The organism is Amycolatopsis sp. NPDC051061 (assembly GCF_040682935.1).
In the GTDB taxonomy this organism is placed as follows: domain Bacteria; phylum Actinomycetota; class Actinomycetes; order Mycobacteriales; family Pseudonocardiaceae; genus Amycolatopsis.
Genome location: NZ_JBFBBZ010000014.1, coordinates 134289 through 158164, shown reverse-complemented (window position 1 = coordinate 158164; position 23876 = coordinate 134289). Strand labels below are relative to the sequence as shown.

20 protein-coding genes are annotated in these 23876 nt (G+C 72.4%); 12 read left to right on the top strand and 8 right to left on the bottom strand.

Annotation, left to right across the window (positions count from 1 at the left end):
- Positions 1-18 precede the first annotated feature (18 nt).
- Positions 19-1662, bottom strand: a complete 1644-nt coding sequence (locus tag AB0N03_RS20940; protein WP_364374014.1) for a phospholipid carrier-dependent glycosyltransferase — start codon at positions 1660-1662, stop codon at positions 19-21.
- Between the two features lie 13 nt (positions 1663-1675).
- Positions 1676-6601: an RHS repeat-associated core domain-containing protein gene (locus AB0N03_RS20935; RefSeq protein ID WP_364374011.1), complete on the bottom strand. Its 4926-nt coding sequence runs from the start codon at positions 6599-6601 to the stop codon at positions 1676-1678.
- 412 nt (positions 6602-7013) lie between these two features.
- Between AB0N03_RS20935 and AB0N03_RS20930 the strand changes: the two genes are divergently transcribed.
- Positions 7014-8366 carry a glycoside hydrolase family 6 protein gene (locus AB0N03_RS20930; protein WP_364374205.1) on the top strand — a complete coding sequence of 451 codons (1353 nt, stop codon included), beginning with the start codon at positions 7014-7016 and terminating at the stop codon, positions 8364-8366.
- 54 nt (positions 8367-8420) lie between these two features.
- On the opposite strand, the gene AB0N03_RS20925 is transcribed toward AB0N03_RS20930, so the two are convergent.
- The gene (locus tag AB0N03_RS20925) at positions 8421-9902 is read right to left on the bottom strand and encodes a hypothetical protein (RefSeq protein WP_364374008.1); all 1482 of its coding nucleotides are present in this window, start codon (positions 9900-9902) and stop codon (positions 8421-8423) included.
- 17 nt (positions 9903-9919) lie between these two features.
- Complete coding sequence (locus AB0N03_RS20920) at positions 9920-11407, bottom strand: PKD domain-containing protein (RefSeq protein WP_364374006.1); 1488 nt, start codon at positions 11405-11407, stop codon at positions 9920-9922.
- Between the two features lie 589 nt (positions 11408-11996).
- Between AB0N03_RS20920 and AB0N03_RS20915 the strand changes: the two genes are divergently transcribed.
- Positions 11997-12152 (top strand): hypothetical protein, encoded by a 156-nt coding sequence (locus AB0N03_RS20915; RefSeq protein ID WP_364374003.1) that lies wholly within the window; start codon positions 11997-11999, stop codon positions 12150-12152.
- A 28-nt stretch (positions 12153-12180) separates the two neighbouring features.
- Positions 12181-13125, top strand: coding sequence for a hypothetical protein (locus tag AB0N03_RS20910; RefSeq protein WP_364374000.1), 945 nt, complete (start codon positions 12181-12183; stop codon positions 13123-13125).
- A gap of 10 nt (positions 13126-13135) precedes the next feature.
- Here the strand turns inward: AB0N03_RS20910 and AB0N03_RS20905 are convergent, their stop codons facing one another.
- Positions 13136-13696 carry a DinB family protein gene (locus AB0N03_RS20905; protein WP_364373998.1) on the bottom strand — a complete coding sequence of 187 codons (561 nt, stop codon included), beginning with the start codon at positions 13694-13696 and terminating at the stop codon, positions 13136-13138.
- Between the two features lie 71 nt (positions 13697-13767).
- Between AB0N03_RS20905 and AB0N03_RS20900 the strand changes: the two genes are divergently transcribed.
- Complete coding sequence (locus tag AB0N03_RS20900) at positions 13768-14121, top strand: hypothetical protein (protein ID WP_364373995.1); 354 nt, start codon at positions 13768-13770, stop codon at positions 14119-14121.
- 41 nt (positions 14122-14162) lie between these two features.
- Entirely contained in the window at positions 14163-14927 is a 765-nt protein-coding gene (locus AB0N03_RS20895) for a DUF1206 domain-containing protein (protein WP_364373992.1), read from the top strand.
- Between the two features lie 23 nt (positions 14928-14950).
- Here AB0N03_RS20895 and AB0N03_RS20890 read toward each other — a convergent pair whose 3' ends face one another.
- Complete coding sequence (locus tag AB0N03_RS20890) at positions 14951-15379, bottom strand: ATP-binding protein (RefSeq protein ID WP_364373989.1); 429 nt, start codon at positions 15377-15379, stop codon at positions 14951-14953.
- A complete protein-coding gene (locus tag AB0N03_RS20885; RefSeq protein ID WP_364373987.1) occupies positions 15376-15738 on the bottom strand; it encodes an STAS domain-containing protein in 363 nt (120 codons plus the stop codon). Before AB0N03_RS20885 ends, AB0N03_RS20890 begins: the two co-directional genes overlap by 4 nt.
- Before the next feature lie 162 nt (positions 15739-15900).
- On the opposite strand from AB0N03_RS20885, the gene AB0N03_RS20880 reads away from it, so the two are divergent.
- The 6 genes from AB0N03_RS20880 to AB0N03_RS20855 are packed head-to-tail and all read left to right on the top strand — an operon-like array spanning position 15901 to position 21840.
- The gene (locus AB0N03_RS20880) at positions 15901-16749 is read left to right on the top strand and encodes an STAS domain-containing protein (protein WP_364373984.1); all 849 of its coding nucleotides are present in this window, start codon (positions 15901-15903) and stop codon (positions 16747-16749) included.
- A complete protein-coding gene (locus AB0N03_RS20875; RefSeq protein WP_364373981.1) occupies positions 16749-17114 on the top strand; it encodes an STAS domain-containing protein in 366 nt (121 codons plus the stop codon). Before AB0N03_RS20880 ends, AB0N03_RS20875 begins: the two co-directional genes overlap by 1 nt.
- Positions 17111-17521 carry an anti-sigma regulatory factor gene (locus tag AB0N03_RS20870; RefSeq protein WP_364373978.1) on the top strand — a complete coding sequence of 137 codons (411 nt, stop codon included), beginning with the start codon at positions 17111-17113 and terminating at the stop codon, positions 17519-17521. The genes AB0N03_RS20875 and AB0N03_RS20870 overlap by 4 nt, the downstream gene beginning before the upstream one ends.
- Positions 17518-18543, top strand: coding sequence for an ATP-binding SpoIIE family protein phosphatase (locus tag AB0N03_RS20865; protein ID WP_364373976.1), 1026 nt, complete (start codon positions 17518-17520; stop codon positions 18541-18543). The genes AB0N03_RS20870 and AB0N03_RS20865 overlap by 4 nt, the downstream gene beginning before the upstream one ends.
- Positions 18540-20288, top strand: a complete 1749-nt coding sequence (locus AB0N03_RS20860) for an ATP-binding protein (RefSeq protein WP_364373973.1) — start codon at positions 18540-18542, stop codon at positions 20286-20288. The genes AB0N03_RS20865 and AB0N03_RS20860 overlap by 4 nt, the downstream gene beginning before the upstream one ends.
- Before the next feature lies 1 nt (position 20289).
- On the top strand, positions 20290-21840 hold the full coding sequence (locus AB0N03_RS20855; protein ID WP_364373970.1) for a fused response regulator/phosphatase: 1551 nt from the start codon (positions 20290-20292) through the stop codon (positions 21838-21840).
- 12 nt (positions 21841-21852) lie between these two features.
- Here the strand turns inward: AB0N03_RS20855 and AB0N03_RS20850 are convergent, their stop codons facing one another.
- Positions 21853-23217 (bottom strand): NAD-dependent succinate-semialdehyde dehydrogenase, encoded by a 1365-nt coding sequence (locus AB0N03_RS20850; RefSeq protein ID WP_364373967.1) that lies wholly within the window; start codon positions 23215-23217, stop codon positions 21853-21855.
- Positions 23218-23460: 243 nt separating this feature from the next.
- Here AB0N03_RS20850 and AB0N03_RS20845 point away from each other — a divergent pair, with 243 nt between their 5' ends.
- On the top strand, positions 23461-23871 hold the full coding sequence (locus AB0N03_RS20845) for an ATP-binding protein (protein ID WP_364373964.1): 411 nt from the start codon (positions 23461-23463) through the stop codon (positions 23869-23871).
- Positions 23872-23876: the final 5 nt, after the last annotated feature.

The window sequence follows — 23876 nt, the reverse complement described above, 5'->3', positions numbered from 1 at the left end:
CTGAGTGGACACGACGGACTACGGCCGGCGGTAGATCGTGATGGCGTGACCGACCTCGTCGATCGGCGTGCTGCCGTCGATCAGGGCCCGCAGTCCCTCGTCCGCCTTGACCGCGGCGGAATCCGACACCACGAGCAGACCGCGGACCCGTCCGGCCGGCACGGTGAGCGGGTCGCCGGCGTCGATGCCGTAGGCCTCCGGCACGCCGCTTCCCTTGTAGACGAGCCAGATCCGCTCGTGCGGGTAACGCTCTCCCAGGCGGTCGGCCAGCCGGCCCAGGTCCTGGCCCCAGTCGACGTTCGAGTCGTGCAGGCGCAGGTGGGTCTCCGCCGTCCCGCCGAACGCCTCGTTGGAGTAGGGCAGGTAGTACGGGAACGTCCGCAGCGAACTGGCCGCGGCGAAGACGACCAGGGCCGCCGTCGCCACCCGCGCCCATCGTCGGCGGACGGCGACCACGTCGACCACGCAGGCCGCGGCGACCGCCAGGAAGATCGGCACGAAGACCGCGTACCGGACGCCGAGGTCACGGCTGCTCTGCATGGCCGCGACCAGCAGCACGGCCGCGGGCACGAGGACGTACGGCGCGGCCCGGCGCAGCCGGGGAACCGCCACCAGCGCGACGGCGCCCGCCAGGCCGAGCGCCAGCGTGCCCAGCGGGGTCTTCACCAGCAGCGCGGCCGGCAAGTAGTACCAGAGCGGGCCTGAATAGCGCCGGCCGAACAGGAAGCCGCTCCACACCTGGTCCTCGAAGCCGAACTGGACGCGCAGCCCGTCCCGGTACGGCCGGGGCAACGGCAGCCAGTCGGCGAGCGCGCGCACGCCGTGGGCGGCGGGCAGGCCCGAGGGCGGCTCCCAGCGCAATCGCGGATCCACGACGAGGTAGGAGATCCACACGACGGCGATCGCGATCAGCACCACGCCCGCGACCGCCGCGAGGGGCTCGAGGAGCCGGGCCCGCCGGTCCGGGTTCGCGCCGCTCGCACGGCGGGCCTCCCGCACGGACAGCACGACGAGCAGCGGCAGCACCGGAACCGCGGCCAGCGCGCTCATCTTCGTGGCGAGCGCCGCGCCGAGCGCGAGGCCCGCCAGGGGGAGGTAGCGGACGGGGCGTCGCCGGGCCCGCCACAGCAGCCAGGCCGACGTCAGCAGGAAACCGGCCACCGGCACGTCGAGCGTGGCCAGCGAACCGTGCGCGATGACGTCGGGGGAAAAGGCGTACAGGGCGAGCGCCACCAGTCCGCCGGCCGGGCCGGTCAGATCGCGCGCGAACAGGAAGACGACGAGGCCGAACAGCACCGTCAGCACCATGACCGGCAGCCGCGCCGCGAGCAGCAGCCGGCTCGGATCGCCGCCTGACTCGTACAGCACGTGCCGGCCGAGCTGCGCCTGGTCGCCGGCGAAGGCCGGATCGAGGTGGACGTCGGCGAAGGCCAGTCCCGTCGCGATGATCAGCTTGCCCAGCGGCGGGTGCTCCGGGTTGTACCGCAGGCTGTGCTGCTCCAGGTAGACCACCGCCGTGCCCACGTAGACGGGCTCGTCGATCGTCGGGGACTGCTGCACGGCCGTCGCGCTCATCGCGACGGCCAGCTCGGCCAGGAGCGCGACCACGACGAGCGCGAACGCCCACCGCCGGCCGCGCCGCGAGACCTGGCCGACGGTCACGGCCGGCAGATCGCTAACCGAGCCGCGGCCGCTTCGCCGGCGGGCCCGTCGGGGACGCCGGCGGCGTGTGGACCGGCGGCGGGCCCGGATTGGTCGGGGTCGTCGGCGCGTGCGGGATCGGGGTGCCGCCCGGCGAGATGGGCCCCGAACCCGGCGGCACGCCGTTCGGCGCCTGCGGGTAGGACGGCCACGGACCGCCGCTGTGGTTCGGCGCGGCCGGGTTGGTGTAGGTCGGGTGCGAGCCGCGGTCGGGGCGCGGCGGGATGTACTTGTCCTCGTGCGCGCCGGTGCCCGACGAGCTCTTCCCGTACTCGACCTGGCCGTAGCTGCTGCTCTGCCGGTTGTAGGTCTTGTTGTCGTCGATGGGCAGCTTGTGCCCGGTCTCGTTGAAGTAGGTGCCCGCCGCCTTGTTGTGCCCCATGATCGCGTCCTTCTTGGGAACGATCTGGTCCGGCGTACCGTCCTGGTGGTAGGTCTGGAACTGGCCGTGCTTCTTCATCCACGTGTTCTGGTCGGCGGTTTTGAGGCCGGGCGGCATCTGGTGCTTGTTGACCATGGCGTTTTCGAACATCGGCCGGATGTTCGAGTGCGTCCAGTCGGGGTTGGCCATCCCGGCCGCCGGCCGGTTCTTCTTGTTCCTGTTCGGCCCCGCGGGCGCCGACTCCTTGTACCAGCCGCCACCCGGGGACTGGCTGTACTTCCCCCCGCCCGGCGACTGCTTCATGGGGCTGGGCCCGACGTTCGTGTCGATCGTCAGGTTGGGCCTGGTGTTGCCGCAGGACTGCGGGGCGAGGCCCAGCGGGTCGATCTGCCCGAACGGGTTGTCCACGTAGGCGTAGGGATTGGGCCCCGGCGCCAGGCCGAGCGGGTCGGGGCTGAGGTAGCGCGCGGTCACCGGGTCGTAGTAGCGCTGGGCGTTGTAGTGCAGCCCGGTCTCGGCGTCGAAGTACTGCCCGGGGAACCGCAACGGGGTCGCCACCGGGGAACCCCCGCCGTCGGCGGCGCCGTACACGCTCGTGCGAGCACACCACGTGATCCGGCCGTGGTCGTCGACCAGCTCCGCGGGACTGCCCACGAGGTCGGCGACGATGGCGTCGAACCGGGTGTCCACCCACGCCTGGCCGGGCCGGGCCAGGCGGCCGCGCTGCGCGAGCGGGCGGTAGTCGCCGGGCTCGTAGTCCCACACCGTGGCCTGGACGCCGTCGGGGGTGTGCCGGGCCTCCTCGACCAGCAGCTGCCCGTCCCAGGTGAAGTCGACGCGTTCGAGCGGGGTCCGGCCGTCGGCGGCCAGGTGCTCCTTGGCGACGCGGCGGCCCAGCGCGTCGTAGGTGTAGCGCCAGCTGCTGCCGTCCGGAACCGTCGCCGCGACGAGCCGGTCGTCGCCGTCCCAGCCGAACCGCCACGTCAGCCTGGCACCGCCGGGCATCGTGCGTTCCCGCAGCACCACCCGCCCGCGCCGGTCGTGCCCGTAGCGCGTCCCGCCGGCGGCGGTGACGAGCGGGCCGACGAACGTCCGGCGGCCCACCAGGTCCGGCTCGGCCGTGGGCCACGACGCGTCCGTGACGTTCCCGGCTTCGTCGTAGCGGTAGGACTCCGGTCCGTGCGGCGAGCGCACCTCGGTGATCCGGCCGAGCGGGTCGAGGGTGAACTCGCGCGGGCCGCTCGCCTGGTCGAGCAGCGAGACCAGCTCACCGTCGGCCCGGTAGCGGTAGGACCGGTGCTGGCGGGTCGCCTGGGCACCGTCGGAGATCGCCTGGGACGCCAGCAGCGAGTTCGCGGTCCACGTCTGCGTCAGGGTGGCGCCGGTGCCGAGGGTGCGGCGCACCTCACGGCCCGCGGCGTCGTGGGTGAACAGCAGCTCCCGGCCGGCGATCCGGGCGGCGGCCGGCAGCCCGGCGGGGTCGTACTCCCACGCGCTTTCCGCGCCGGAGGGGGTGAGCCGGCGGACCCGGCGGCCCTCGGCGTCGTAGGCGGACCGGACCGTGCGGCCGTTGACCGTCTCGGCGAGGACGCGGCCCACCGCGTCCCGCTCGTAGCTGACCCGCGTGGTGCCGTCGTCGGCCGACAGCAGCTGCCCGGTGGCGCTGACCTCGAACCGGGTGGTGCGGTTCCCGTCGACCTGCTCGACCAGGTGACCGGCCAGGTCGTAGCGGAACGTCGTGCGCTGCCCGTCCGGGCGGACGCGCTCGACGAGCTGGCCGGCCGCGTCGTAGCCGAACGTCGTCACGCCGCCGGCGAAGTCGGTTTCGCGGACCAGGTTCCCGGCCGCGTCCCGCTCGTAGCGCCACACCCGGCCCTGCTGGTCGGTCACCGTTTCCACCCGCAGCTCGCCGTCGTAGCGGACCGAGATCCGGTCGCCGTTCGGGAGGATCTGCCCGGTCACCTGGTCGAAACCGCCGTATTCGTAACGGGTTACGCCGCCGGCCGCGCTGGTGTGCATCCGGTGGTTGCCCTCGCCGTCCAGCACCCACCGGTCCTGGCTGCCGTCGGGGTTCTGGTGCCAGGCGAGGTTCCCGTCGACGGAGTAGGCGACGCGCTCCACCCCGCCGACCGGGTCGGCGATCGCGACGATCCGCCCGAACTCGTCCCGTTCGTACCGGGTGACGGCGCCGCGCTGATCGGTCACCTCGACCGGCAGGCCGGCCGCGTCGTTGACGAGGGTCGCCGTGGCCCCGGTCGCGTCCGTGACCGCGACGACGACCCCGCGGTCGTCGTGGCGGTACCGCGTGGTCGCGCCGTCCGCGCCCACGACCGTGACGAGGTTGCCCCGCTCGTCGAACTCGTTGCGCGTCACGACGCCGGGTGCGTCGTGCACCGTCACCGATCGCCCGTCCGCGGTTCGTTCCCAGGTGCGTTCCGTGCCGTCCGGGCGGGTCTCGGCGACGAGGTTGCCGAGCTCGTCGTAGCGGTAGCGGGTGGCGCGGCCCAGCGGGTCCGTCGAGCTCAGCAGCCGGCCGCGCGCGTCCCACTCGGAGAGCGTCGCGTGCCCGAGGGGGTCGACCTCGCGGACCACCTGGCCGGCTTCGTCGTAGTGGAACTCCCAGGTGTGGCCGAGCGCGTCGGTGGACCGGGTGACGCGGTTCTCCGGGTCGTACTCGAGCACGCAGTCCAGGAACCCGCCCGAGCCTTCGGTGCGGACGACGCGGCCGGCCTGGTCGTAGTGGTAGCGGAACCACTCGTCGTTGCGGTCGGTCCAGCCCACGATGCGCCCCGCGCCGTCGTAGGCGTAGGTCATCGGCTGTCCCGACGGATTCGTGACCGAGACCAGGTTCCGGCCCTCGTAGCCGTAGCGGACCAGCTCGACCTCGCCGTCGCCGGTGACCGCGAACAACGCGGTGACCAGCCCGTCGTGGGTCTCGAAGCGGACGCGGTGCCCGGCGGTGTGCCGGATCTCCAGCGGCCGGCCGTCGTCGGCGCGCACGATCTCGAAGGCGTTGTCGTTGCGGTCGGTCACCGAGGTCAGCAAGGCCCGCCCGCTGCCCGGCGCGAAGTAGAGCAGCCGGCCCAGCTCCTGGTCGTCGACCAGGTAGCCGCCGTCCGGCGCGCGCTTCAGCGGGCGGCGCGGACCGCTTTCGGCGACGACCCAGTCGTCCGTGCCCGGCGTGGGGTAGCGCAGCAGGGTGCCGTCCTCGGCGGCGAAGCTGACCCCGGTCTCGTCGGCCTCGATCCGCTGGTCCACAGTGGACACCCAGCCGCCGCCGAGGAAGAGACCCGCGCGGTAGCCGGAGAAGTGCGTCCGCCGGAACACCAGGGGCAGCGCCGCGAGGAAGGAGGCGTCCACCTCCTCCATCACCATCTGCCCGGTCGAGACGGCGACCGGGTCGGTGACGCAGACCTCGTTGCCGATCGAGCGGTTGTTCTCGCCCTGGCCGCGGATCCCCTGCGGCTTGGTGTCGTCGGGGTTGCCCCGGGAGCCGGTGCCGTTGCCGCCCGGCTGGTTCCCGCCACCGCCCGGGCCCTTGTCGTGAGCGCCGGCGGGGCCGGTCGAGTCGCCGTTGCCCGGGGAGCCCTTGCCCCCGCCCTTGTCCCCCGCGGTGTCGGTGGAGTCGCCCTTGTGGCCGCCCGGGGTGCCCCCGCCGTGGTCACCGGCGGTGCTGGTGGAGTCGCCGCCCTTGCCCTTGGGCCCGTCGAGGCCCTTGGGGCTGCCGTTGATGTCGGCGTGCTTCGGCACCGGCGCGGCCTTGCCGGGCTTGATGTTCTTCAACGCCTTGCCCGCGTCGTCGAACAGCGTCCCGGCCCGCTTGAGCAGCGGCATCAGCGCCTTGAGCGCCTTGACCAGCTTGGTGGTGAGCCCGCTGATCTTCGACGCCGTCTTCGCGACCGCCGCCACCACCTGCGGCACGACCCAGGTCAGCCCGATGCCGAGGGTGAACACCACCTGCAGCGCCCACGAGATCAGGTGCCCGATCAGTTCGGCGATGATGTCGCGCACGAGGGCCCGGACCGCCGCGACGACCTCGCCGGCGGTCTTCACGCCGCTGGCCGCGCCTTCGCAGCCCTTCTGCGCGCTCGCGATCAGCGTCGAGGTGTCTTCGGCGCGCTGGCGGTAGGCGTCGGCCGCCGGGCCGCTCCACCCGCCGAGGTCGGCCTTGACCAGGTCCACCAGCTCGGTGGACACGCTTTCCAGCTCCTTGGCGACGTTCGTCCAGGTCGCCGACTGCGCGGAGATCTCGTCGGCGTTGCCGGTCAGCGCGTTGAGGGCTTCCTTGAGCGGGCCGACGTGCTCGATCAGCCACCCGACACCGGCGGCGAGGATGGCGCCGAACGGGTCCATCGCCATCGACAGCGCGTCGAGCGCGGTACCCACCGCACCCATCGCCACGGACGCCCAGTCGCCGCTCTCGATCGCCGACTTCAGGTCGGAGGCGCTCTCCAGCAGCGACACCCCGGAAACAGCCGTCGTCGAATCCTTCACCGGTGCAACCAGTGGATTGCTCACCGCGCAGGCCCCCCTACCGCAGAGTCGAGTACCACCTCGCCGAAGCCGTCGACACTAGCGAACCCGGAACCCCGGCCGCACGAACCCTGCCCTTCCGGTCAGCCGGGACGGAACGAAAACGCACGGCGATCTCCGCCGGTCATCGACGTCTTCGACCTGGCCACCAGGGCGGCCCCTTCCCCGACCGGGCCTCCATGACCTACAGTCCCGGAGGACTGGGAGCGCTCCCAACGGACTGGATCGACGACGCGACGAGGGACCTCGATGCGATCAGGCACGCGCCCGGGCAGCGGGCCGGCCGGCTCGGCATCGGCTTCCCGCTCGCTTCGCCGATCCCGGCCGGGGGCCGCCGTGAGGCCGCCCGCCGACGTGCCCCCAGTCGACAAGGAGAAAACGCATGCGAAGCAGGACAGTGGCAGCCGGTGTCCTCGCCGCGCTCGCCGCGAGCGGCGTCGTCATCACCACCACCTGGGCCAGTACCCAGGCCGCCGGATCGGCGTACTACGTCGACCCCGGCACCAACGCGGCCGAGTGGGTCGCGGCGAACCCCGGTGACTCCCGGACCGCGGTCATCCGCGACCGCATCGCCGCGGTACCGCAAGCGCGGTGGTTCACCACCACGAACACCTCGGCGGTGCGCGGCGAAGTGGACGCCTACGTCGGCGCCGCGGCCGCGGCGGGGACGATCCCGATCATGGTGGTCTACGACATCCCCAACCGCGACTGCGGCGGCGCGAGCGGCGGCGGCGCCCCGTCCCACGACGCGTACCGGGCGTGGGTCGACCAGGTCGCGGCGGGCCTCGCGGGCCGGCCCGCCGCCATCGTCCTCGAACCCGACGTGCTCGCGCTCATGACGAACTGCCAGAGCGGCGACCAGCAGAGCCAGACCACCGCGTCGATCGCCTACGCGGGCAAACGGCTCAAAGCGGGCTCGGCGCAGGCGAAGGTGTACTTCGACATCGGGCACTCCGCCTGGCTTTCCCCCGGCGACGCCGCGGCCCGGCTGCGGGCCGCCGACGTCTCGAACAGCGCCGACGGCATCTCCACCAACGTGTCCAACTACCGCGCGACCGCCGACGAGGTCGCCTACGACAAGGCGGTCCTCGGCCAAGTCGGCGACGGGCGGCTGCAAGCGGTGATCGACACGAGCCGCAACGGCAACGGGCCGCTGGGCAGCGAGTGGTGCGACCCCGCCGGCCGCGCGATCGGCACGCCGAGCACCGGCCAGACCGGCGACAGCCGGATCGCCGCCTTCCTCTGGATCAAGCCGCCGGGCGAGGCCGACGGCTGCCTCGCCACGGCCGGCCAGTTCGTGCCCCAGCGCGCCTACGACCTCGCCGTCGCGGCCGGCCCGGTCCCGACGACGACGCCCGCGACCAGCACGACGCCCACCACGCCCACCACGCCCACCACGCCGAGCACGCCGAGCACGCCCACGACCACGACACCGGTGCCCGGCGGCTGCAAGGTCACGCACCGCGTGGTGAGCTCCTGGGCGACCGGGTACACGGGCGAGATCGTCGTCCAGAACCTCGCCGGGTCCATCGACCACTGGACGCTCACCTTCTCGGCTCCCGCGGTCACCGTCAGCCAGGGCTGGAACGGAACCTGGACCGACACGGGTGACACCGTCACCGTCGAAAGCACGCCGTGGAACGGCGCCCTCGCCACGGGCGGAACGGCCACGATCGGGTACAACGCGAGCTACACCGGCGGCACACCACCGTTCCGGTCACCGGCCCTGAACGGGACGTCCTGCTCCTGATCGCCCCGGCGGTCCGCCGGGGCGGGGCGCACACCCCCGTCCCGGCGGACGGCGTCAGCTCGCCCGGGCGCCCGACTTGGCCTGGACCACGGTCACCGCGGTGAGGCGGTTGTCCACCGCGTGGCTGTCACCGTCGTACCGGCCGTCGATGTTCGCCACCACCTCGAACTCCGCCTGGCCCGCCGCCGCGTCGGCCGCGGTGCAGGTGTAGGCGAACGGGAAGTCCACCCGGCCACCGGCGGGCACCCACTGGGTCAGCGTGCCCACCTCCTGGTAGTAGCCGCTCTCGGCCTTCCTGCGCAGCGAGACGGCGACCGTCTCGCCGTAACGGTTGTTCACCACCGACACCTTGACCGGCTTGGTCTGGCCCACGCGCGCCTGGGCCGGCAGGGACAGCCCCGTCAGGGTCACGTCGTGCGTCTCGACGTGCAGCACCTGGGAACCGGTGCCGGAACGGCCGTCGTCGGTCGTCGCGCTGATCTCCAGGCGGTAGTCGCCGTCGGCGGCGTACCGGTGCGTCACCGAGGCGTTCGAGGTGAGCCGGACCGACGTGCCGTCGCCGAACTTCAGCTCACCGCCGACCAGCGCACGGCCGAGGTGGTCACCCGCGTTGGGCGACATCGGGATGTCGTCGAACACCGACGGGGTGCCGGACTGGAGGTACACGTTGGGCGTCAACGCCGGCGCGGTCGTCAGGCGGATGTCGTACCAGGACGCGCCTTCGGCATCGTCGGCCACCCGGATCCAGTACTGCTGCCCCGCGGTGGCGGTGAACACGACCCTCTTGCCGGAGTCCGGCGCCGCCTTGCAGTCCACTTCGGACAGTTCCGCGCGCGTGTCACCCCGGTACACGGCGACCGACGGCGACCAGCGCGAGCGCGCCTCCACGCTGATCGGCCGGGTGCGGTCCGGGGTGTAGCGGTACCAGACGGAGTGGTCCGCACCGCCGTCGCAGCTCGGCGCCGCTTCGCCCGGCTCGGTCGTGGACCGCGTCAGGTCGCCCGAGAACGTCCCGGGCAACGTGGCCGGCGCGGCCGCCGCGAAGTCGTCGTTGGGCTCCCTCGGGACGGTGGCGAGATCCAGCGTGGCCGTTTGGCCCGCGCCGGAATACTGCTTGAACAGCATGATGTGGTACGTCTGCCCGGCGGTGACCGGGAACGTCACCGACGGGCCGTTGTTCCACTCCGCGCAGGCGCCGGGGACCTGGTTCAGTGCCCCGCGTTCGCCGGTGTACACGGCGATGAACGGCAGCTGGCCGGCCCCCGACGGCAGCGCCCGGACGAACCCGTCGGCGGCCGCGGTGTAGTCGTACCACACGCTCGAGGCGATCCAGGAGTAGCACGAGGTCGGGTCGTCGGCGGCCGCGGTGCCTTCCCCGAAGTCCTGGGTCGCCCGGAAGGGCAGGGCGGTGACGGTGGTGGCGATGTCGAAGTCGTCGTTCGACGGCGCTTCGGCGTGTGCGGTGGCCGGCGCCACCAACGCGGCCGCGACGGCGAGGCCGGCGACCAGCAGGCGCCGGAAAGCGTGGTGCTTCATCTTGTTTCCCCCTGGGTTCAGACGGCGACGACGCGCGAGCCGCGCGGCTTCACGTTCGTGGCGATGGAGATCACTTCGTTGTCCACCGGCCGGGCATCCGTCACCGGGTAGTCCAGCTTCAGCTCGGCGCGGAAGGAGACCTTGCCCAGCGCCGCGTCGTCGGGGCCGAAGGTGTAGGAGAACGGGAACTTCACCGTGCGGGTGGGCCGCGCGGGCACCTCGATGGTGAGCCGGCCGACCTCCCGCCAGTACGTCCCGTCGTGCTTGGACAGCACGACGGTCGCCGTTTCGGTGTACCGCGTGTTGGACACGTCGACCGAGATCGGCTTGCTGTCGCCTTCCCGGGCGGCGGAGGGCACGGTGAACTTGGTGATCCCGACGTCGTGCGTGGTCACCACGACCTCGGTCGTCTTGGTGGCCGTCCGGCCGTCCGGCGACGTCGCGCGCAGGGTGGCGGTGTACGTGCCGTCCTTGGCGTAGCGGTGCGAAACGGGCTCGGTGCCGGCCGGTGCCGTGGCGCCGTCCCCGAAGTCCCAGGCCACGGTCATCGGCTTGTCGATGTCGTTCCACGACTCGGCGGAGAACCCGACGGTGTCGTAGACCGTCGGGTACGACGGCGACTGGTAGATCGACGGGTCCAGCGCCGGGGCGTCGTCGAGGGTCAGCGTGACGGGCTCGCGGTTGTCGCTCGGCCCGGTGACGCGGACGTAGTAGGTCGTGCCGGTGGCGGCCCGGAACGCGGTCTGCCGTCCGTAGGAGTCCGACACGCAGGCGACCTGCTTCAGCTCCGGCAGGCTCGCGCCGGTGTACACCGAGACGCCCCCGCCGTATCCGACGGTGCGCGCGGTGACCGACTTCGCGGGCCCGGAGTTCGTGTAGGCGTACCAGACCGAAGGCACGAGGTTGCCTTCGTACTGACAGCTCGCCTCGGGGTCGTCGGCCTCGTAGGAGGCGACCGAGAAGTCCGGCTGCGCGGAGAACGGCAGCGCGGGCACGGGCTGCGCGGCGGCGAAGTCGTCGTTGGCCGCGCGCGCGACGGAGTCCAGGGCGAACGAGAGCGCGCCACCCGGGGCGTCGTAGCCGGAGATCATGAACGAGTACGTCGTGCCGGCGGTCGCCCGGAACGTGGTGGTCGCGTCCGTCCCGCTGTCGCAGGTGATGCCGCGCAGGGCGCCGCGGGTGCCTGTGTGGACCGCCAGGATCATCGACCGGTCACTGCCCGCGGTGCTGGCGCGCAGGTACCCGTCCGCGGTGGCGGTGTAGCTGAACCAGGTGCTGCCCCGGACGTCGTAGGGCTGGCACCAGTTCGGGTCGTCGGGGGCCTGGGTGGCCTCACCGGTGTCCAGCTGCGCGGCGAACGGCAGGGCGGTGACGGCCGCCGCCTGGTCGAAGTCGTCGTTGGACGGTGGCGCCGCGTGCGCGACGCCCGGCACGAGCAGCGCGAAGACGGCGGTGAGCGCGGTGGCCAAGGCGATCCGGCCGCGCGACCGCGAAGACAGCAGCACGAGTCATCCCCCCAGATGTGTTCCGTCCCCACGCACGCGGTGGGGATCCCCGCCGGGCACATCGACGGCTCCCGGCCCGATGTGACCGATCCGGCGGGAATTACGCCGGATGTCGCAACCGCGCTACGGAGAGTGGGCCTGCCTCGGCGACGACAGTGTCCGGTTCCGGCCAGTGACCGCTTTTCGCCGCGGCACCAAGGAAACCCCGGGTGGCGTATTTTCGGCCGGCTTCGCGCCTCCGCCAGGCAAGGAAGTCAGGTGAGGGGGCTCGAATGAAATCACTCTGGAGCGCGGCGGCGTTGATCCTCGTTCTTGTGGCGGGGTGCGACGGGACGTCCGCTCCCGGCGACGACCGGGCACGCCGGGGGAAACGGCTTCGGCACCAGTCGAATCTCCCGGAGAACCGGAGGGTTCCGCTGTCCGGCCACCGGACCCGCCCGGGACGCTGGGCAGTCCGATCAAGTACGACAGCACCCAGCTCGGGGGCGGTGACCGGCCGGCCGGCGAAGTCCGGGACTCGGTTCTCCTGGACCTGGACGGAAGAACCGAGGGCCTGGGCTGCCCACGGCCGCGGTGCGGGGTCACCGTCGTGATCAGGGGCAGCGAAACCGCCTGCGCCAAGGCGATCAACCCACCCCAGGAAGTCCCCCGCGGCGGGGTCGTCAAGATCAGCACCGGTTCGTGCCCGAAGACCGAGGAGCCGCCGGCGGAGGAGGAAAGCACGTCCACAACGCCCACACCGTAGGAAGAACACTCGACTCCCGGGAACCAGCGTGCCCGATCGCAGAGCCCTCGCCGCGCGCCGCGGGGTGACCCGAACCGGCCTGCGGCGGCCCGATACCGGCGCCGCCAAGCGAGCCGGATCCGGGGCGTCGCAGGCGCTCAAGGTCATCGTGTCCGTGGCGGCGAACCTGGCGCTGTCCACCGCGTTGCTGTACTTCTTCGGACTCCTGTACACACAAAAGTTCTTCGACTATTTCCGGGTGCACTACACCGTGCTCGACCAGACCACGGAAGAGATCCTGGCCCGCGGCGCCTTCGGGCTGCACCTACCCATCGGAGCCGCGGCGGGCGCCGGGCTCGCTCTGTTCGGCTTGACCCGGCTCGCGCGTTTCCTGCTGCCGGACCGAGTCTGGGCCACCGTGCTGCGCATCGGTACCCCGGTCGCGATGGTCGCGGGCCTGGCGCTCGTCGGCACCACGGTTCCCGTCGTGCTCGACTCGGCACTGCTCGACGACCACCCCGGGCTGCCGGGGCTCGCGCTCGCGGTCGGCGTGGTGCTCACGGTGGTCGGCTGGCGCCGGCTGGTTCCCGGCCGGCACGTCCCGGCGTTCCTGGTCGCGGAATGGATCGTCACCTACGTGCTGGTGGCGTTCGGGCTCTTCTGGGCGGTCTCCGACTACTCGGCCGAGGTCGGGGTCGCCGAGGCGTTCGCCGCCGCTTCCCGGATTCCGGCGCTGCCGGCGGTGACCCTCTACAGCGCGCAGAGCCTCAACCTCGAGGCCGCCGGTGTGCGGCAAGTCGTGTGCGGGCAGGCGGACGCCGCGTACAAGTACCGGTATTCGGGGCTCAAGCTGTTGCTGCAGTCGGGCGGGCAGTACGTGTTCCTACCCGCGAACTGGCAGGTGTCGAGCGGTGTGTCGTTCGTGCTCCCGCGCTCGGACTCGCTGCGGTTGGAATTCTCGCCGGCCCGGAGCAAGCCGAGCGGAACCTGCTGACGCCACCCGGCTAACGGACGACCTCGCTCAAGCAGCGCCTGATGTCTTCGAGGTGGTGCGTGACCTCGTGAGCGGCTTGGCGGACCAGCCACCGGGCCGTGCGGTGTTCCCCCGCGAGCCGGGTGACCGTGCGCTCGTGGTCCGGCGGGGTCAGCCGCTCGATCTCGTCGCCGAGGCCGGCGGCGCAGGCCGCGAGTTCGTCGCGCAGTCCGTCGAGGGAGCGGTCGTTGTAGCGAAACCGGCGTGCGCGCAGGTCGTTGAGCATCGGCTCGAGGACGGGCCGGTCCTCGGTGCGGGCGCGGTGCAGCCGGATCGTGTAGGTGACGCAGACATCGCGCAGGTGGAAGAGGTACTCCTGCGCCGACCAGCGGTCCGGCCCCGGCCGGCGCCGGAGGTCCCGCGGCGGCGCGTGCCCGACCACAGCACCCACCGCACCGGGCAAGGACCCGATGATCGCGCGGGCGGTCTCGATCGTGAGCGTGGGATAGGCGATCCCGCACTCGGCGCAGGTGTGGTCCTCCCCGGCCAGCGGCGGGACACCCCGCGGGCCGGGTGCCGGCTCATCGGGCACGGTCACCATGGTCGCCGACCGGCGGGCCGGAGGGCAACCGCTCCCGGTCGCGCCGGCGTATCGTCCCGGCGATGACACGAGTGCTGGTCATCGGTCTCGACCCCGCCGAGTTGGACGGCTGGGACCCCGGACCGGTCCAGGCGGCGATCGTTCGCGGCCGGGCCCGGTTCGACGAGCACGGCATCTCGGCCGACTACTGCCTGGTGTCCCTCGACGAGCGTCCGGCGCAAGCCGTCGCCGAAGCGTTGACCGGCCACGATTACGCCTGTGTGGTGATCGGCGGCGGCATCCGCACCCACGAGCCGTTGCTCGAACTCTTCGAGCAGGTGGTCAACCTGGTCCGGCAGCACGCGCCCGCGGCGGCCATCGCCTTCACCACCAGCCCCGAGGACTGCGTCGACGCGGCGCTGCGCCGGATGCCCTAGCCGCTCTGGTCAAACCGGCCGCCGTCGGCGAGGATCCAGCGATGCCCGGCTTACGAGGATTCGCACTGGTTGCCCGGATCGGGCTCACCTGTTACGCGCTGGTCCACCTGATCGTCGCGTGGCTGGCCACCCAGGTCGCCCTCGGCGACAACGAGAAGGCCGACAAGGCCGGGGCGCTGCAGGTCGTCGCCACCGGGGGCGGGGCTTGGCTGCTCTGGCTGGTCGCGGCCGGAACCGGGGTGCTCGCGCTGTGGCAGCTGACCGAGACGATCACCGGCCATCGGCACCTCCCCCCGCGAAGACGCTGGGTGCGGCGGGTCACCAGCGGGATCGAAGTCGTCCTGTACGGGCTCGTCGCCTACAGCGCGGGCAAGACCGCGACGGGCGCCTCCGGCAAGGCGGGATCCGTGGTCGCCACGGTGCTGGGCGAGCCGTGGGGAGCCGCGGCGGTCTCCTCGGCCGGCGCGATCGTGATCCTCGTCGCGGCGTTCCTCGCCTACCGCGGAATCCGCAAGAAGTTCGTGCAGGACCTCGACTTCCACGGCGCGTCCCGCGGGCTGCGACGCTCCATCGAGCGGCTCGGCCAGGTCGGCTGGTGCGCGGTGGCGGTGGCGTACGGAACCGTCGGGGCGATGTTCGTCCTGGCCGCCGTCCGTTACGACCCCGCGAAGGCCGCGGGCCTGGATCCGGCGCTCAAGACCCTCGCGGTGCAGCCGTATGGACAGGCGCTGCTGCTGGCACTGGCCGCGGGCATCGCGCTCTTCGGCGTGTTCGTCCTCCTGGAGGCCCGGTTCCGCCGGATCTGACCCGCCACGGCCGCCCTTCCGCTTCAGCGGCAGGGTTCCTGGTGCGCCAGGCCGCAGGAAACCCTGGCCCACACCGTCTTGCCGTCCCGCGCCACGCCGTCGCGGGAGCCCCAAGCCGTCGCCAGGTTGTCGACCAGGTACAGGCCTCGCCCTCCGAAGCCCGTTCCCGCGGACGCCCGGAGGCGGGGCGGGGCCAGGGAGTTGTCCTCCACCCCGATCGTCACCTCGCACGGATCCGCGCGGTGGGTCAACCGCAGCCGGCGCGCGCCGCCCGCGTGCTCGTACGCGTTCTGGACCAGCTCGTTCAGCACCAGCAGGGCGTCCTCGCGGTGCGGCTCGCCCAGGTCGCCCAGCCGGCGGGCCGCCCAGCGGCGGACCGTGGCCAGGTCGGACGAGCCCGTTCCGTGGAGGTCGAACAGCTCCGGGTCGACGTCGTCGGGCTGAGCGGTCATTCGCCCGGCAGGGCTTCGGCCAGGTCGGCGACGACGGGAATGAGCTCGTCCAGCCCGGTGATGCTCAACGCGCGCTTGACGGCGTACTGACGGGTGACGACCTTGACGCTCACGCCGCGTTCGCGGCTGCGGCGGTAGAGCCCGGCGAGGACGGTCAGCCCGGCGGAGTCGATGAACCGGACCTCGCTCAGGTCGACGACGACGAGTTCGGCCACCGTGGTGTCCACGGCCTCCGAGGCGAGCTCGCGGCGGAGCTCGGCCGCCGTGCCCGCGTCGATCTCCCCGGCCACCTCGACCACGTGGGCCGCACCGGCCCGCCGGTGGGAGATGCGCAGGACGACCGGATCGCCCTTGTCCACTGCTTCGGCCCCTTTCCGTGGCGCGCCGCCGACCCCGCTCAGCGTACGGGCCGGGTCACGCCGCCGCGCAGGGGATCGGGCCCGCGCGGACCGGGAACCCGGGGGCGGCGGGCCGCCAGGCTAAAGTTCGCGGACGTACCGCGAAGGCGAGGAGGGCTCTGCATGACTGTGGGTCAGGGGCAGCTGTCGGATTTGCTGCGTGAGCACCGCGACAGCCTGATCGAGCGCTGGGCCGAGCTGGCCGGCGCCGGCCTGCGCGGGCGCATGACGACCACGGAACTGCAACGCGACCTGGGCGAGCTGTTCACGACCCTGCTCCCGGTCGCGGACGAGTCCGCCGCCGGTCTCGACGGTGACCGGCACCGCGAGCTCCGGGCGTTCCTGGCCGATCTCTCCCGCAACCGGGCGCGCCAGGGCTTCAGCCCCGCCGAAACCGCGTCCAGCGTCTTCGCGCTGAAGCAGGCCGTCTTCGAACTCACCGAAGGCAGCGAGGACCCGGCGGTGTTCCGTCGGCTCATGGCCTTCTCCGGGCTGCTCGACGGGCTCGGCCTCTGGACGTTCGAGACGTACGCGGCCGCGCGCGAGGAGATCATCCGGGAGCAGTCCGAGCAGCTGCTCGAGCTGACCACCCCGGTCGTGAAGCTGTGGGAAGGCGTGCTCGCCGTGCCCCTGGTCGGCACCCTGGACTCGGCGCGCACCCAGGTCGTGATGGAGAAGCTGCTCGAGAGCCTCGTCGAGACGAGCTCCCAGCACGCGATCATCGACATCACCGGCGTCCTCGCCGTCGACACCCAGGTGGCGCAGCACCTGCTCAAGACCGTCGTCGCGGCGCGGCTGATGGGCGCCGAGTGCACCATCTCGGGCATCCGTCCCCAGATCGCCCAGACGATCGTCGCGCTCGGGATCGAGTTCGGCGACATCACCACCAAGGCGACGCTCTCCGACGCCCTGCGCCACGCCCTCCGCTTCGAGGGCGTGGAGCTCGTGCAGGGCGAGACGAGGCGCCCCTGATGGAGCGGATCCCGATTCTGAAGATCGGTGACATCCTCCTGGTCTCGATCCAGATCGACCTCGAGGACCAGAGCGTCCTCACGCTGCAGGAAGACCTCGCGGAGAAGATCAGCGCGACCGGCGCGACCGGGGTGATCATCGACATCTCCGCGGTGGAGATCGTCGACTCCTTCATCGGCCGGATGTTCGCGACGATCGCGTCCCTGTCGCGGCTGTTCGACGCCGACACGGTGGTGGTCGGCATGCGGCCGGCCGTCGCGATCACGCTCGTCGAGCTCGGCCTGACGCTCGGCGATGTCCGCACGGCACTGAACCTGGACAAGGGCATGGAGATCCTGCGGGGGCTCCGGGCGGCCCGGAGATGACCTCCGCCGGCGTGGTGGCGGAGATTCCCATCGTCACGGACTCCGACGTGGTCCGTGTCCGCCAGTCGGTCCGGTCCCTCGCCCAGCAGATCAAGCTTTCGCTCGTCGACCAGACCAAGCTCGTCACGGCGACCAGTGAGCTCGCCCGCAACACCCTCGTCTACGGCCGGGGCGGCCTCGCCCGGATCGAGGTCGTCGGGGACGGCCGCCGCTCCGGCGTCAAGGCCGTCTTCCACGACGACGGCCCCGGCATCCCCGATACCGACCTCGCGCTGGCCGACGGCTGGAGCAGCGGCAAGGGCCTCGGCCTCGGCCTGAGCGGGGCCCGCCGGCTCGTGGACGAGTTCACCCTGGACACCGTGGTGGGCCGGGGTACCGAAGTGACCGTGGTCAAGTGGTCGCGATGACCGTCGCGGACTGCCTGCCGGTGACCGAGGACGTCGCCTGGGTACCCGTCGACGATCCCTCGGCCGCCGGCCGGGCGCGCCGGCTCGCCGCCGGCCTGGCCGAGCGGCTGGGCTTCACGGAGAAGCGGATTGCCGAGGTCGGGATCGTCGTCACGGAACTGGCCACGAACCTGGACCGGCACGCGCGGCACGGCACGCTCCTGGTCCGCTCGGTCCGCGCGACCACCCACGCCGCGGTGGAGATCGTCGCCGCCGACCGCGGCCCCGGCATCGGCGATCCGGCCGCGGCGATCGAGGACGGCCACTCCACCGCGGGCACCCTCGGGGTCGGGCTCGGCGCGGTGCACCGGCTCTCCGACGCGGTGACGGTGTTCTCCGAGCCGGGCCGCGGCACGGTCGTCACCGCCCGGTTCCAGCAGGCCGGGGCGGACCTGGCCGACACCGACGCGGCCGGGATGACCCGGCCGATCACCGGCGAGGAAGTCTGCGGCGACGCCTACGCGGTGATGCGGGCGAACGGCCGCCTGCGGCTGATGATGTGCGACGGCTCCGGGCACGGCCCGCTGGCGGCCAGCGCGGCGCGGGAAGCCGTGCGGGTCTTCTGCGAGCGGCCGGCCGAAGAACCACCGGAACAGGTGATCGCCGCGATCCACGCGGCGCTGCGGAGCAGCCGGGGCGGCGCCGTCGCCGTCGCCGACCTGGCACCGGCCGAACGGCGAGTCCGCTTCGCCGGCCTGGGCAACATCGCCGCCTCCGTCGTCCTCGACGACCGGAAGCAGGGCATGATCTCGGTGCCCGGGATCGCGGGCTACCAGGCCCGGACGATCCGCGCCTTCGACCACGAGCTGCCCGCCGGCGCCGCGGTGGTGCTGCACAGCGACGGGCTCACCGAGAAGTGGCGCCCCGGCCAGTGGACCGCCCTGTTCGAGAGCACCCCGCTCGTGATCGCCACCGCCCTGGTGCGTGACGCCGGCGTCCGCAACGACGACGCGAGCGTCCTCGTCGGCAAGCCGCGGCCATGACTCCCCGGCGCAGCGCGAACGAGCTGATGCGGATGACGCTGGCCGCCGAACCCGGCGTCTTCGCGATGCGGCAGTACGGCCGGGAAGCGGCCAAGGCGATCGGCCTCGACCCGCAGGACCAGATCCGCGTGGCCACCGCGCTGAGCGACGTCGGCCGCGACCTGGTGCGCAGCGGCACCGAGGCGACGGTCAGCTTCGGGCTGACTTCGACGTCGGTCCCCCGCTTGTCCATCGAGATCACCTGGCTGGGTCCGCCCGCCGACGACGTCCTGGACGTGAGCCGTGACACCATGGCCCGGCTGATGGACGAGGTCGCCGCCACCCACGAGTCCGGCCGCGCCACCATGACCATGACGAAGGGCTCGACGGCAGGTTCAGCGCCCATGATCATTTCTCTCGACGCCCTGCGCGAACGGCTCGCCGGAGACCGGGCCGCCGGCCCGCTCGACGAGCTGCGCGCCCAGAACCAGGAGCTGCTCACCGCGCTCGACGACCTGGAAAGCAACCGGCAGGAACTGCTGCGGCTCAACGAAGAGCTCGAAGAGACCAACCAGGGCGTCGTCGCGCTGTACAAGGAACTCTCCGAAGAGCTCGAAGAGACCAACCGCGGCGTGGTGGCGCTCTACGCGGAGATCAACGAGAAGACGACGCAGCTGGCCGCCGTCAACGAAGCCAAGACGCGCTTCTGGTCGAACATCAGCCACGAGCTCCGCTCGCCGGTGAACTCGATCGTCGGCCTCGCGCGCATGCTCGGCGCCGCGGGATCCGAACCGCTCTCCGGCGATCAACAGCGCCAGGTCCGGCTGATCAACGACTCCGGGGAAACCCTGCTCGCCCTCGTCAACGAGCTGCTCGACACCGCCAAGGCCGAATCCGGCCGGCTGATCCCGCAGCCGACGCCCGTCGACCTCCGCGCCGTGCTCCTCCACCTGCACGGCGTGCTGCGGTCCACCGTGCCGGCCGGGGTCGAGCTCCGCATCGGCGACACCGAGGTCGACACGCTCGTCACCGACGAGACCATGCTCGTGCGCATCCTCCGCAACCTGCTCTCCAACGCCATCAAGTTCACCGAGCGCGGCTCGGTGGGCCTCGCGGTCACCGCGGCCGGCGACGAGCACGTCCGCTTCACCGTCACCGACACCGGCATCGGCATCCCGGCCGAGCAGCTCGACCGCGTCTTCGAAGAGTTCCACCAGGTCCGGAACAAGCTGCAGGCGAAGACGTCGGGCACCGGGCTCGGACTGTCCTATGCGCGGAAGCTGGCCGAGATCCTCGGCGGCGAGCTCGACCTGACCAGCGAGGTCGACCGGGGCACCACCGCGGAGCTGCGGTTGCCCGCCCGGCCTCGCGGGGACGACATCACCGCGCTCGGCAGCGTGCTCGTCGTCGACGACGACCCGGTGTTCCGCGAAGAGTTCACCCGCCGCATCGCCGAGCTCTCCCCCGAGGTCCGGGTGGCCGGCGACGGCCGGGAAGCGCTGGAGACGCTGGCCGGGTTCCGGCCCGACGTGGTCTTCCTCGACCTGGCCATGGCCGGCATGAACGGCCGGGAGGTCCTCGCCGTGCTCCGCGCGAAGCCGGAGCTCTGCGACCTGCCCGTCGTCGTGGTCACCTCCGCCGTCCCCGGCGGCATGGACCTCACCGCGGCCGGGCTGCGCGCCGCGTTGCTGCTCAAGTCGCAGATCTCCGCCGAGACCGTCAAGCTCGCGGTCGGAGAAGCGTTCACTGTAGTGCGGAGGACGTGACATGCCGGACCCGGCCGCAACCATCCTGATCGTCGACGACATGGAAGCCAGCCGCTACCTGGCCAGTAGCTGGCTTCGCCGCAACGGCTACCGCGTCGTCGAAGCGGGCACCGGCGGTGCCGGGCTCGCGGCGGTCGCCGAGCACCGGCCGGACCTCGTCCTGCTCGACGTCAACCTCCCCGACATCAGCGGGCTCGAGGTGTGCGAGCGGATCAAGGCCGACCCGGCGACCTCCGCCATCCCGGTGATCCACATGTCCGCCACCGCCATCGAGACCGACGACCGGACGCACGGGCTCAACCGCGGCGCCGACGGCTACCTCATCGAACCGGTGGACCCGGCCGAACTGATCGCGGTGGTCGAATCGGCGCTGCGCTACCACCGCGCCCGCGCCGTGGCCGAGCGGCTGGCCCACCGGCTCACGAAGCTCACCGAAGCCACGCTCGCCATCAACTCCGCGACGACGTTCGATGGCTTCCTCGCCGCGGTCGCCGCGGGCGCGTCGGCGATCTTCGCGGCCCCGGCGACCGCGCTGGCGACGACACCGCAGGGCGCGGTGCGCACCGCGAGCGCCGCCGAGGACCTCCGGCAGGCCGCCGGCCCCGAGCCGGCCGTGCTCGACAAGCTGACCGCGTCCCTGCTGCAGCCCCACCTGCGCACCACCGTCAGCGGCGGGCACGAGCTCGCGTGGCGGCCCGGACGCAGCTCCACGATCGTGCTGGCCCGGGCGAAACCCGGCGCCGACGTCGTGTGCGTCGCGGTCGACGACGAAGTGGCGGCCACCGACCAGGACCGGGACGTCCTGATCCAGCTGGGCCAGGTGAGCGCCCTGGCGGCCGACGCCCTGCGCACCCTGTCGCGGGAGCACGACCTGGCCGTCGCGCTGCAGCGGAGCTTCCTGCCGCGCCGGCTCCCGGGCCGCCGGGAGCTGCCGATGGCGGCGCGCTACCTCCCGGCGTCCCGGCACGCCGAGATCGGTGGCGACTTCTACGAAGTGACCGAGCTCGACGGTCGCCTGCTGATCGCGGTGGGCGACGTCTCGGGCCACTCGCTGGAGGCCGCGCTGGTGATGGGCGAAGTGCGGCACGCGTTGCGCGCCTACGCCGTCGAAGGCCACGGCCTGGTGGACATCCTCGACCGCCTCGACGCGGTGGTGAGCCGGTTCCACCCCGAAGGCCTCACGACCGCGTGCCTCCTGCTCGTGGATCCCGCGACCGGCACGACGGAAGTGGCCTGCGCCGGCCACATCCCGCCGCTCCTGGCCGACGCGTCCGGGAAACGTTTCCTCGAGATCCGCGGGCCGCTGCTCGGCGTCGGGCTCCCCCGCCCCCCGGCGACGAAGATCGAGCTCCCGGTCGGGACCCTCGTGCTCCTGATCACCGACGGGCTCATCGAGCGGTCCGGCACGGACCTCGACGCCGGGATGGCCGCCCTCGCCGGGGCCGTCGCGCACGACGACGACCTCGAGGCCCTGTGCGACAAGCTGCTCGACGAATTCGGCCGCGACCCCCAGGACGACATCGCCCTCCTCGCCTTCCGGCGCGAGGCCTGAACGGCCGCCGGGTCAGGAGATCCAGACCGTCTTGGCGTTGACGAAACTCCGCTGGCCGAACGTCGCGAGCTCGCGCCCGTAGCCGGAGTTTTTCGTGCCGCCGAAGGGCACTTCCGGCGTGGACTGGGTGAACTCGTTGATGTACATCATCCCGGTCTCGACCTCGGTCACGAACCGGTCCTGCTCGGCCGGGTCGGTGGTCCACGCGCTGCCGCCGAGCCCGAACGGGGAGTCGTTGGCGATCCGGATCGCGTCGTCGACGTCCGCGGCCCGCCACACCAACGCCACCGGCCCGAAGAACTCCTCGCGGTGGCCGGGCGAGCCGTCGGGGATGTCGGTCAGCACGGTCGGCGGGTAGTAGCTGCCGGGCCCGTCGAGGGGCTCACCGCCGGTCAGGAGCCGGGCACCGGCCTCGACGGTGCCGGTCACCTGCTTGTGCAGCGTCTCGACGGCGTCGGCCGAAGAGAGCGGGCCGAGGTCGGTGTCGTCCTTCATCGGGTCGCCGACGGTCAGCGCCGCCATCCGTTCGGTGAGCAGGCGGGTGAACTCCTCGGCGACGTCGGCGTGGACGATGAACCGCTTGGCGTTGATGCAGGACTGGCCGTTGTTGAGCGTCCGGGAGTTCACGCCGGCTTCGACGGCCTTGCCGAGGTCGGCGGAAGGCATGACGACGAACGCGTCGCTGCCGCCGAGCTCCAGCACGCTCGTCTTGACGTTCCGGCCCGCGGCCGCGCCGACCTCGCGGCCGGCCGGTTCGCTGCCGGTCAGCGTCACCGCGCGGATCCGCTCGTCGCCGATCAGGTCCTCGATCGCCGACGACGGCACGAGCAAGGTCTGGAACACGCCTTCGGGAAAGCCCGCGCGGCGCAGGACGTCTTCGATCGCCAGGGCCACCTGCGGCACGTTGGACGCGTGCTTCAGCAGCCCGGTGTTCCCGGCCATCAACGCCGGCGCGGCGAACCGGAACACCTGCCAGTACGGGAAGTTCCACGGCATCACGGCCAGCACCGGCCCGAGCGGTTCGTAGCGGGTGAAGACGCGCGCGCCCTGCACCGGCCACGGCTCGTCGGCGAGCATGTCCGCGCCGCGGTCGGCGTACCACCGGCACCCGGCGGCAGACTTCTTCACCTCGGCGATCGCGGCGGCGTGGGTCTTGCCCATTTCGAGCGTCGCGAGGCGGCCCAGCTCGTCGGCCTCGTCCTCGAGGATGTCCGCGGCGCGGCGCAGCAGCCCCGCGCGTTCAGCGAAGGAAGTCTTGCGATAGCTCGAAAAGGCTTCCGCGGCGCGCCGCAGCTTGTCCTCGATCCCGTCCGCGGTGAGCGGGTCGAACTCCCGGACCCGCTCTCCCGTCGCCGGGTTCACCGTCGCGATGGCCACCGGACACTCCATCCGTCGTCGAAGCGTTTCCCGGTCCGCGTACCCGGCCCGGGCTCGCGGAAACCCCGGTGGGCGCGGTGGCGCGTCGAACCGCCGGCACCCGCCAGGCCGCGACGACTTCGCCGGGACCCTGGGCCGCCCCCGGGACATGGGTAATTCTCGCGATCGCGGGTAAACCGGATACGGGACGAACGGCGTACGCGGCTGCGGCACGCCGTCGAAAAGGAGAAACGCACGGTGCAAGTGACCTGGACAGGCGCCGACGAGGACGGCTGGCGGGTGCTGGACGTGACCGGCGCCGACCGCACCCGCCTGCGGGCCGCCCGGCGCTGGGCCAAGACCGTCCTGGCCACGCTCACCGAGCCTCAGCTGGTCGACACGCTGATGGTCGTCGGCGAGCTGCTCGAGAACGCCTACGTGCACGCCGGCGGCCCGCGCCAGCTGCGCATCCACCACGTGCCCGAGCCGTGCGAGGTGACCGTGGCCGTCGCCGACACCGGAGCGGGTGAACCTCGGCTGCGCACGCCCGGCCGCGGGGGCGGCCTCGGCCTGCAGCTCGTCGACCGGCTGTGCGTCACGTGGGGCGTGAGCCGCCACGACGAGGGAAAGCTCGTGTGGGGACGCCTCGACTGCGAGGCGTCCGACGCGGCGTGACCGCG

Excerpts from the sequence above, each read along its gene's own strand:
- AB0N03_RS20925 (WP_364374008.1), bottom strand. The coding sequence starts at position 9,902 with ATGAAGCACCACGCTTTCCGGCGCCTGCTGGTCGCCGGCCTCGCCGTC.
- AB0N03_RS20900 (WP_364373995.1), top strand. The coding sequence starts at position 13,768 with ATGACACGAGTGCTGGTCATCGGTCTCGACCCCGCCGAGTTGGACGGC.
- AB0N03_RS20895 (WP_364373992.1), top strand. The coding sequence starts at position 14,163 with ATGCCCGGCTTACGAGGATTCGCACTGGTTGCCCGGATCGGGCTCACC.
- AB0N03_RS20890 (WP_364373989.1), bottom strand. The coding sequence starts at position 15,379 with ATGACCGCTCAGCCCGACGACGTCGACCCGGAGCTGTTCGACCTCCAC.
- AB0N03_RS20880 (WP_364373984.1), top strand. The coding sequence starts at position 15,901 with ATGACTGTGGGTCAGGGGCAGCTGTCGGATTTGCTGCGTGAGCACCGC.
- AB0N03_RS20875 (WP_364373981.1), top strand. The coding sequence starts at position 16,749 with ATGGAGCGGATCCCGATTCTGAAGATCGGTGACATCCTCCTGGTCTCG.
- AB0N03_RS20870 (WP_364373978.1), top strand. The coding sequence starts at position 17,111 with ATGACCTCCGCCGGCGTGGTGGCGGAGATTCCCATCGTCACGGACTCC.
- AB0N03_RS20865 (WP_364373976.1), top strand. The coding sequence starts at position 17,518 with ATGACCGTCGCGGACTGCCTGCCGGTGACCGAGGACGTCGCCTGGGTA.
- AB0N03_RS20860 (WP_364373973.1), top strand. The coding sequence starts at position 18,540 with ATGACTCCCCGGCGCAGCGCGAACGAGCTGATGCGGATGACGCTGGCC.
- AB0N03_RS20855 (WP_364373970.1), top strand. The coding sequence starts at position 20,290 with ATGCCGGACCCGGCCGCAACCATCCTGATCGTCGACGACATGGAAGCC.